General features: G+C 49.6%; 10 protein-coding genes. 9 read left to right on the forward strand and 1 reads right to left on the reverse strand.

Going from position 1 to position 9281, the window contains the following annotated elements; translation table 11 throughout:
- A partial coding sequence (locus tag C6Y45_RS17910) for a hypothetical protein (RefSeq protein ID WP_218017835.1) occupies positions 1-278 on the forward strand: 278 nt, incomplete at its 5' end.
- Positions 279-522: 244 nt separating this feature from the next.
- On the opposite strand, the gene C6Y45_RS16930 is transcribed toward C6Y45_RS17910, so the two are convergent.
- On the reverse strand, positions 523-1188 hold the full coding sequence (locus C6Y45_RS16930) for a Dph6-related ATP pyrophosphatase (protein WP_107586405.1): 666 nt from the start codon (positions 1186-1188) through the stop codon (positions 523-525).
- A gap of 92 nt (positions 1189-1280) precedes the next feature.
- Here C6Y45_RS16930 and C6Y45_RS16935 point away from each other — a divergent pair, with 92 nt between their 5' ends.
- The 8 genes from C6Y45_RS16935 to dnaB all read left to right on the forward strand — a co-directional run bounded on the left by C6Y45_RS16935 (position 1281) and on the right by dnaB (position 8900).
- The gene (locus C6Y45_RS16935) at positions 1281-2267 is read left to right on the forward strand and encodes an LLM class flavin-dependent oxidoreductase (protein ID WP_107586406.1); all 987 of its coding nucleotides are present in this window, start codon (positions 1281-1283) and stop codon (positions 2265-2267) included.
- 131 nt (positions 2268-2398) lie between these two features.
- Positions 2399-2686 (forward strand): 30S ribosomal protein S6, encoded by a 288-nt coding sequence (rpsF, locus tag C6Y45_RS16940; RefSeq protein WP_107586407.1) that lies wholly within the window; start codon positions 2399-2401, stop codon positions 2684-2686.
- 44 nt (positions 2687-2730) lie between these two features.
- Positions 2731-3237 (forward strand): single-stranded DNA-binding protein, encoded by a 507-nt coding sequence (ssb, locus tag C6Y45_RS16945; protein ID WP_107586408.1) that lies wholly within the window; start codon positions 2731-2733, stop codon positions 3235-3237.
- Positions 3238-3273: 36 nt separating this feature from the next.
- Entirely contained in the window at positions 3274-3504 is a 231-nt protein-coding gene (gene rpsR / locus C6Y45_RS16950) for a 30S ribosomal protein S18 (protein ID WP_107586409.1), read from the forward strand.
- A gap of 642 nt (positions 3505-4146) precedes the next feature.
- On the forward strand, positions 4147-5082 hold the full coding sequence (locus tag C6Y45_RS16955) for a YybS family protein (protein ID WP_107586410.1): 936 nt from the start codon (positions 4147-4149) through the stop codon (positions 5080-5082).
- Between the two features lie 12 nt (positions 5083-5094).
- Positions 5095-7065, forward strand: coding sequence for a DHH family phosphoesterase (locus C6Y45_RS16960; RefSeq protein WP_107586411.1), 1971 nt, complete (start codon positions 5095-5097; stop codon positions 7063-7065).
- Positions 7062-7505: a 50S ribosomal protein L9 gene (gene rplI / locus C6Y45_RS16965; RefSeq protein WP_107586412.1), complete on the forward strand. Its 444-nt coding sequence runs from the start codon at positions 7062-7064 to the stop codon at positions 7503-7505. The genes C6Y45_RS16960 and rplI overlap by 4 nt, the downstream gene beginning before the upstream one ends.
- Positions 7506-7535: 30 nt before the next feature.
- Positions 7536-8900: a replicative DNA helicase gene (dnaB, locus tag C6Y45_RS16970; protein WP_107586413.1), complete on the forward strand. Its 1365-nt coding sequence runs from the start codon at positions 7536-7538 to the stop codon at positions 8898-8900.
- Positions 8901-9281: the final 381 nt, after the last annotated feature.

Genomic DNA, 9281 nt, shown 5'->3' on the forward strand with positions numbered 1-9281 from the left:
TTTCCATTTGCGGATTCAACGATCCAGGCGTCCCGACGACTTCCCTTCCCTTCTACAAAAAAAGCGTAGCACAAACCATGGCCTTGGTTTGTGCTACTAATGTTAGTATGTTTCCGGGCGGGCCGGCCTCAGCTAATTTCTTCCTCTCATTGCTCGGAAGAAATGGATCTTCCGCTCGTCCTATCTCGCCTCGGAGTCGCCTGCTGCAGCTCCAGCAGGAAAATAAAAAGAAGGTTTCTCTTCTAAAAAACGTGTTGAACCCGTCCTTTATTTCATGAAAGAGAGGCTTTTTCCTCCGGAACGTCCGGCGGGGACGCCGGTGGGAACAAGCGAAGTCGGAAGATCCTTTTCCATGGCTGGAGGGCAAACAGCTGATGACGAGCCCCACGGCAGGCTCGGGAGTGAAGGAGAAGCTTATACGTTGGAATAATGATTCCAGATATAAGACTTAATCAACAGCCTGAAAAGAGCAGCCGGAATTTATCCAGCTGCTCTCTTTTGTATGTGTAATTATATTGGGAATTATCCAACCTGCAGTTTGACGGGCAGAAATGCGTAGTGGTCATGATGTTCGATTTCTTTAAAATCGACCGGGATGCGCTTGTTGAACATCGGACCGTCCACGATCAGCGTATGGAACTCGCCTTCCTCCCCGCATGGATCCACCCCAAGCTGTTCGATTTCCTGAATGGTTTCTTCATTCATTTCCTTTCCAAGAAAGGAAGACGGAAGTTTTTCTTCATCGACAACGACGATAACGGCTTCAAATCCTGCGTCAAGAAGTTCGTCCAGTACTTTTCTTCGTTCTTTGTACCGGAGAGGATGATAGGCCTGGATATCTTTGCGGGAACAGTTCTGTTCCACCCATACAAGATGGTCCTCCAGATCAATGTCTCCAAAAACGCCATGGGTAATGCCGTTTCGTTTCATGACATCGAGAACATCAAGAAACTGGGATTCATACGTCTGCCAGGAAGCTCCACGGACAAGCAGCGGCAGTCCCATCGCGTCTGCCTGGGCAAGAATGACTCCATACGGTAGGGCGTGGGAACGTGAATATTCCTCGTTTTCTTCGAACATGGAAAGGAGACATACAGGCTTTCCTCCTTCCTGTACTGCCTTATAGTGGGCCAGGGCGGAATCTTTTCCGCCGCTCCAAGAAGTAAAAAAGTTCTTCTGCTCGATCATTTCATCATCCTCCTAAGCGTAATGACTGAAGCTTTTTTTCTTAGTATGGCATACTATACGAATAGAAGAAATAGAAGAGAGGAGAGTTCGCGGTGAAAATTGGAATTCTTGACCAGGTGCCTCTTCATCAGGGACATACTGCGGCTGAAACAATTGATCATACGATAGAACTTGCGCGTTCGGCGGAAAAATGGGGCTACCGCCGCTACTGGTTCGCAGAACACCACAGCAGCAACGGACTGCTGAGCGCCGCCCCGGAACTGTGGATGGCCCGCATTGGAGCGGTCACAAAGAAGATCCGGATCGGAGCGGGGGGAATTCTTCTTCCGCAGTACAGTCCACTGAAAGTAGCCGAGCTGTTTTCCACGCTGGAAAGTTTTTATCCGGGCCGGATTGATCTCGGTGTTGGACGGTCTCCCGGAGGAAGCGAACGGGCACGTGAAGCGCTCACCGATGGTCTGGAAAAAAACTTTGATGCTTTCCCTCGGCAGTTGGATGATCTGCACGGCTTCCTCCGGGACAGCCTTCCGCGTAATCACCCGTACCGCATTATAAAAACGACTCCGAGAAAAGCAGAAGCGCCCCCGGAATGGCTGCTCGGACTGAATGCCGAAAGCGGCCAGCTTGCCGGAAGCCGGGGGATGGGTCTCGTATTCGGTCATTTTATTAATCCGGATCACCATCAGGAAACGATGGAAGCCTACCGGAAAGCTTGCAGGGAGCATCATGTAAAGCCGCGTGTGATCGTCTGCGTATTTGCAGTGTGTGCGGAAACGAGGAAAGAGGCAGAAAAACTCGCTCTCACTCAGGACAGGTGGCTTGCAGGAATCAAAAAAGGGGATACGATGATTCCTTCCCGGGAGATGGTGGAAAAGAAAACGTTCACTCATCAGGAAAAAGAAGAAATGCACCATGAAAGGCGTCGTGCGGTCGTCGGGACGCCGGAAGATGTCCGCGGACAGCTGAAGAAACTGCAGGAGAAATACAAAAACGATGAATTTCTCCTTATTACGAATATCCACGGTTTTCAGGCGCGGAGAAGGTCGTTTGAGCTGATCGCCCACGCCGTATCCGGCTGAATCGTCTGCGAATTTATGATTGATTCCCTGCCTGCCCTCTGCTATAATATTAACTTGCGGGCAAAACGACTCGCTCCTTGCTCTTTTCTTATTTTTAGGGAAAGGGCCTAGTCCAAAAGGAGGTGAAACACATGCGCAACTACGAAATTATGTACATCGTCCGTCCAGACATCGAAGAAGCTCAGACGAAGGAAACTGTCGAGCGTTTCAACAAGATTCTTACGGATAATGGCGCAGAAGTTACGGAAACAGAGGAAAAAGGAAAAAAACGTCTCGCCTACGAGATCAATGACTTTCCTGAAGGCTACTACGTAATTCTTCAAGTGAAGGCTGCTAAGCAGGCTCTTGATGAATTCAACCGCCTGAGCTCTATTAACGATAACATCCTGCGTTCTATCATTGTACGCGAGGATGACTAATAATAACTGGCTTGATCGAAACCAAGATCCAGGGAGGAATTCGGATGATTAACCGCGTTGTTCTAGTTGGACGCTTAACGAAAGACCCGGAGCTTCGTTACACGGCAAACGGCATTGCAGTAGCTACCTTTACGCTTGCTGTAAACCGTCCGTTCTCGAACCAGCAGGGCAATCGGGAAGCTGACTTCATCAACACTGTAGTATGGAGAAAGCAGGCGGAAAACGTCGCCAACTACCTTAAAAAAGGCAGTATGGCCGGGGTCGACGGCCGTATTCAGACACGAAGCTTTGACAACAATGAAGGCCGTCGTGTATTCATGACAGAAGTAGTCGCTGAAAGCGTTCAGTTTCTGGAGCCGCGCGGATCCTCCCAGGGCAGCCAGTCCGGTGATACCGGACAGGGTGCACCCGGAGGCCAGAGCGGATTCGGAGCACCGAATCAGCAGGGGGCAGGCTCCGGAGGCGGTTACGGTCAAAGTTCGTCCAACGATGATCCGTTTGCCGGGGAAGGCAAGCCGATCGATATCGATGATGATGATCTGCCGTTCTAAAACGGTTTGAATAAAATATAAAAGGAGGTAATATCTATGGCACGTCGTGGTCGTCCAAGACGCCGTAAAGTATGTTACTTTACAGTAAACAAAATCAAGAAGATTGATTATAAAGATGTTGACCTGCTGAAGAAGTTTGTTTCCGAGCGAGGAAAGATTCTTCCACGCCGCGTAACAGGAACATCTGCCAAGTACCAGCGCCAGCTTACCCGAGCGGTAAAGCGTTCACGTACAATGGCTCTACTTCCATTCGTTACGAAAGAATAGTAAAATTCCCCCGTTATGTAGCCTCATAGCGGGGGTTTTCTTTATGGAAAGAAAAGCCGCATACATACATTACTGCTCTCCGGAAGCTGTTTATTGGAGTCCGTTTTGAAAGTTAGGAGGAACGTCCGCTTACGTTTCCACGGGAGGCTTTCCGAGCGGGCCGGCTTCAGCTAATTCCCTCCTCCTGCCGTCGGATGGAATGGATCTTCCGCTCGTCCTTTATCGCTCCGGAGTCCCCCATGTCTCCTGCAGCTTCCGATAAAATACGAAGTCATTTCTTCTATAGGTGAAGATTTTCCGTTGTATACGATGGAAAACGAAGCGGAAACCGGCGGACGCCAGTGGAAGAAGGAGGTAGGAAGATCCCGCAGGACGGCAGGCCGGGGAAGCTGGAGAGCTCCTCCACGGCAAGCCTGCCGGGTGGAAGCGAAGTTTTTTCTATGAACCCATAATGTTTTATCAGAACTTTATTTAAAAAAGGCAGGGGCATTTTGATCTTCGGCTGTCCCTTTGTTTTTTTCGGCCTATACGTGATAAAATGTAATTCGGTTTTGAAGAAGCCTGCTTATAAGCCGGGACTTCCCGAAACAGCAGAACAATAAAATATTCAACGTTAACTTATACCGAAAAGAAGGTGTATCGATGGACCAGTCAAATGCAGTACGGGACGGCTTTCTGGCGGCGGGGGTTTTTACAGCGATTATATTCGTTTCCCTGCTTGTACCGTTTGCCGGCCTGATTCTGCTGTTTTTTATTCCCGTTCCTTTTGCGGTTTACACACATAAGTACGGATGGCAGACGGCTTCCATTGCAGCCCTGTTTACGCTGATAATCCTTTCTTTAGTTATCGGCCTGCTTGCACCGGCGTTCATGCTTTTATTCGGAGCAGCCGGTATTGCAATGGGAGAGCTCTACAGAAGGGGTGAAGGGGCCTTTGGTGCCTATGCTGGCACGGCACTGAGCGTTATTCTCGGTATCGTGTTCACTTACGCCGGAACGATGGCTCTGACCGATACCGATCCGGTGCAGTCTTTTCAGATGATGATGGAGGATTCAGTGGAACAGACGGAAGGACTTTTAGGCATTGACGAAAACGTGGATGCCGGAGACGAAGTAATGGCATTCGTTGACGATGTGCAGGTGATTGTTCCGGCACTGATTGTTCTTTTTGGTGCTGCGATTGCGTTTATTATGCAGATCGCTGCCTCCTGGTATATCCGGCGCAGCGGCAGCCATATTCCGCGCTTCCCTCCTTTCAGGGAATGGAGCTTTCCTAAGTCGTTCATCTGGTACTACCTGCTGGCGCTCATACTTTCCTTTATTAATATGAGTGAAGGGCAGGAAGGAACGTTAAACACGATTTCCGCCAACCTGATGCCGGTGATGGAGGCAGGTATGATTATACAGGGACTGGCATTTATGTTCTTTTTCTTCCATTTGAAAAAAGTAACAGTAGTCCTGCCTCTGCTTATTACTGGAGCCGCTTTCGTTTTTCCATTTTTACTTCCTATTATACGAATCTTAGGTATAATTGATTTAGGTTTCGACTTAAGAACGCGATTGAAGTCGCAGAACTAGGAGTTGTGTACAATGCCTAAATTCCTCATGAAGCGCTGGCACGGAATGCACGTTTTTCTATTATATGCCATCGCAGCGCTGTTCATCGGGATACTCACTTATTATGAATGGCGTCTTGGACTGGCTGGATTTGCCATCCTGGCAGCTACGGTGGTTCTGGTGATCCGCGCGAGGATACAATTTGAAAGAGACTTGTCTTCCTACATTTCCACTCTTACCTACCGTGTAAATAAAGCGGGAGAGAAAGCAGTCACCGAGATGCCTGTAGGAATGATCCTCTACAACCAGGAACGCGTCATACAGTGGACGAATCCCTATATGCAGCAGCTGATGAATCAGGATCTGAACGGAGTATCGCTTGAAACGATTTCCGATGACCTGATTGAGTTCGTCAACGATAACAAAATTTCCTTTTATTTGAATGTGAAAGAAGAAAATTACCGTGTGGTGCACGAGCCGGATGAGCGGCTTCTCTATCTGCTTAATGCCACAGAAGAAAAGGCCTTTAAGGAAAAGTACGAGCAGGAAAAAACCGCGGTCGGGTTTATTTATCTCGACAACTATGATGAAGTAACGCAGGGTCTCGACGACCAGATACGCAGCAAGCTTCTCGCCCACGTAACCGAATCGTTGAACCAGTGGTCCAAAGAACACGATATTCTGATCCGCCGGACGTCCTCGGACCGCTTTATTGCCATTTTTAATGAAGAAACACTCGAAAAACTGGAAACGAGCCGGTTCATCCTTCTTGATGAAATCCGGGAGAAAACCCAGGAGGAAAAAATCGCTATTACACTGAGTATCGGTATTGGAAGCGGGGAACTTTCCCTGAGGGACCTCGGCTCGCTTGCCCAGTCGAGTCTTGATCTTGCTCTCGGACGGGGAGGAGATCAGGTGGCCATCAAGGAAAACAACGGAAAAGTACGTTTTTACGGAGGCAAATCCAACGCCACCGAAAAGAGGACACGCGTCCGGGCGAGGGTTATTTCCCACGCTGTGCGTGACTTTATCCGCGAAAGCAGAAAAGTGTATATTATGGGTCATAAAAACCCGGATATGGACTGTATCGGCTCAGCGATTGGTATTTTGAAGATTGCCGAAGCAAACGGCAAGGACGGTTACATTGTCGTTGATCCGGATGATGTGAACCAGAGCGTACGGAAACTGATGCAGGAAGTAGAGCACAACCGGGAGCTCTGGGCCCGTTTTATCACCCCGGAAGAAGCCCGGGAAGAAGTGACTGATGACACGCTCGTCGTCGTCGTGGATACGCATAAGCCTAGTCTCGTCCAGGAAAGAAAGCTTCTCGACAAAGTGGAGCGGACGATCGTTATTGATCATCACCGCCGCGGAGAGGACTTTATTGATGACGCCGTACTTGTCTACATGGAACCATACGCCTCCTCCACGGCGGAGCTTGTAACAGAGCTTCTTGAATACCAGCCGCGGCAGCCGCAGGTGGATACGCTGGAAGCAACAGCCCTGCTTGCCGGAATCATCGTGGATACGAAAAGCTTTGCGACGCGTACCGGATCCAGGACATTTGATGCTGCTTCCTACCTCCGCAGCCGGGGCGCCGATACAACACTCGTGCAGAAGCTTCTGAAGGAAGATCTGGACCATTACGTGAAGCGCTCCAAGCTGATTGAACAGGCGCATATTTATGCCGGCGGGGTGGCCATTGCACGCGGATATTCTGACGAAACATACGGACAGGTCCTGATCGCCCAGGCAGCAGACACGCTGCTTTCCATGAACGACGTCGTTGCTTCCTTCGTTATTTCCAAAATTGAAGACGGCCGGCTGAGCATCAGTGCCCGTTCCCTCGGGGACGTCAATGTACAGGTTATTATGGAGAAAATGAACGGCGGAGGCCACCTCACTAATGCGGCCACCCAGCTGGAAGATGTTACAGAAGAAGAAGCAGAAGAACTGCTGAAAGAAAAAATAGACGAATATTTCAAGGGAGGACAATCATCATGAAAGTCATCTTTTTGAAGGATGTAAAAGGAAAAGGCAAAAAAGGCGAACTGAAGGACGTACCGGACGGCTACGCCCGCAACTACCTGCTGAAGAATAATCTGGCAGTGGAAGCAAACAAAGGCAACATGAAGTCGCTGGAAAAGAAACAGGAAAGCGAAGAGCGCCAGGCGGAAGAAGAACTGAAGCAGGCGGAGAAAATGAAAGAAGAGCTGGAAAACAAAACGATTGAACTTACCGCAAAAGCCGGTGAAGGCGGGCGTCTTTTCGGAGGCGTCACGAACAAGCAGATTGCCGAACAGCTGAAAAAAGACAATTATAAGATCGACAAGCGCAAGATCGAGCTGAAAGAGCCGATCCGTGCTCTCGGCTATACAAACGTCAATGTGAAAGTGCATCCGAAAGTGACGGCTGTCATTAAGGTGCACGTTAAGGAAGCGTAACGGTGAGAACCGGGAAATGAGGGGATCACAATGAACGAACTGTTCACCGACCGGACCCCGCCTCAAAACATTGAAGCGGAGCAGGCAGTGCTTGGTGCTATTTTTCTGGACAGCCAGGCACTTATTACAGCAACAGAGCGGCTCATGCCGGAAGATTTTTACCGGATGGCACACAGCCGTATTTTTACAGTCATGCTGGAATTATCCGATAAAGGCGAACCGGTCGATTTAGTCACAATGATCGACGAGCTGCATGCTAAAAACTGGCTCGAGGAAGTCGGGGGTGTCTCCTACCTCGGGGACCTTGCCAACGCCGTGCCGACAGCTGCCAACGTGCAGTACTATGCGCAGATCGTCGAGGAAAAGTCACTTTTGCGCCGCCTGATCCGCGTGGCGACAAGCATTGCAACGGAAAGCTACAACGCCGAAGACGAAGTGGATCTCATATTAAATGAGGCGGAAAAATCGATTCTCGAAGTTTCCAGAAAGCAGTCTTCCGGCGAGTTTGTTGATATTAAAGACGTACTGATTGAAGCGTTCGATAAAATCGAAATGCTTCAGCATACAGCAGGCGATGTTACCGGCATACCGACCGGTTTCCAGGAACTCGACCGGATTACAGCGGGCTTCCAGAAAAGTGACCTTGTCATCGTAGCTGCCCGACCTTCTGTTGGTAAGACGGCGTTTGCGCTGAACATTTCCCAGAATGTTGCCACGAAGACAGACGAAAACGTGGCGATCTTCAGTCTGGAGATGGGAGCGGACCAGCTTGTCATGCGTATGCTCTGTGCCGAAGGAAACATCGACGCCCAGCGGCTTCGTACCGGCCACCTGGAAGACGAGGACTGGCAGCGTCTGACGATGGCGATGGGCAGTCTTTCCAAAGCCGGTATTTATATTGATGATACGCCGGGTATTAAAGTGAAGGACATCCGTTCCAAATGCCGCAAACTGAAGCAGGAAAACGGGCTCGGCATGATCATGATCGACTACCTGCAGCTGATTCAGGGGGATGCCCGTTCCAGCGAAGGGCGCCAGCAGGAAGTTTCTGAAATTTCCCGGGAACTGAAAGGCCTCGCCCGGGAGCTGGAAGTGCCGGTGATTGCACTCTCCCAGCTTTCCCGCGGCGTGGAGTCGCGCCAGGATAAGCGGCCGATGATGTCGGATATCCGGGAATCAGGAAGTATTGAGCAGGATGCCGATATCGTTGCCTTTTTGTACCGGGACGATTACTATGATCAGGAATCAGAAAAAAAGGATATTATCGAAATTATTATCGCCAAGCAGCGTAACGGTCCGGTCGGAACCGTGGAACTCGCCTTCGTGAAAGAACACAATAAATTCGTTAACCTCGAACGGCGCTACGATGAGCAGGATATGCCGCCCGGCGCCTGAAAAAAAGCAGCCTCTCCCGGTGAAAACCAGAGGGAGGCTGCTTTTTTGTCTGTATAGGGAGAAATGGGATGAAGAGATGGGAAGACCGGAGGAGCTGGAGGCGGAATACTTCCAGCTTTTTACGGGACGAACCTTTTTCGATGACCTTTCGCAGAAAAAAACCTTTCTGCGTTTTGTTTTGATCTGGAAAAGGAGGAAGCCGCTGTCGATTCTCCCAACCTTTTCTGGAATTCTATCAACTTTCTTCAGAATAGTGAAGTTAGTATAAAAAGTAGACACATCAAAGTGATAGAATACAGCTAACGAAAGCAACCGGAGGAGGACGAGTGGATGGAGAAGGAGAAGAAACATTACGACAAGGTGTTCCGGAAATATGTCGCG

Origin of the sequence: Alkalicoccus saliphilus (assembly GCF_003044065.1) — a bacterium.
In the GTDB taxonomy this organism is placed as follows: Bacteria; Bacillota; Bacilli; order Bacillales; family Salisediminibacteriaceae; genus Alkalicoccus; species Alkalicoccus saliphilus.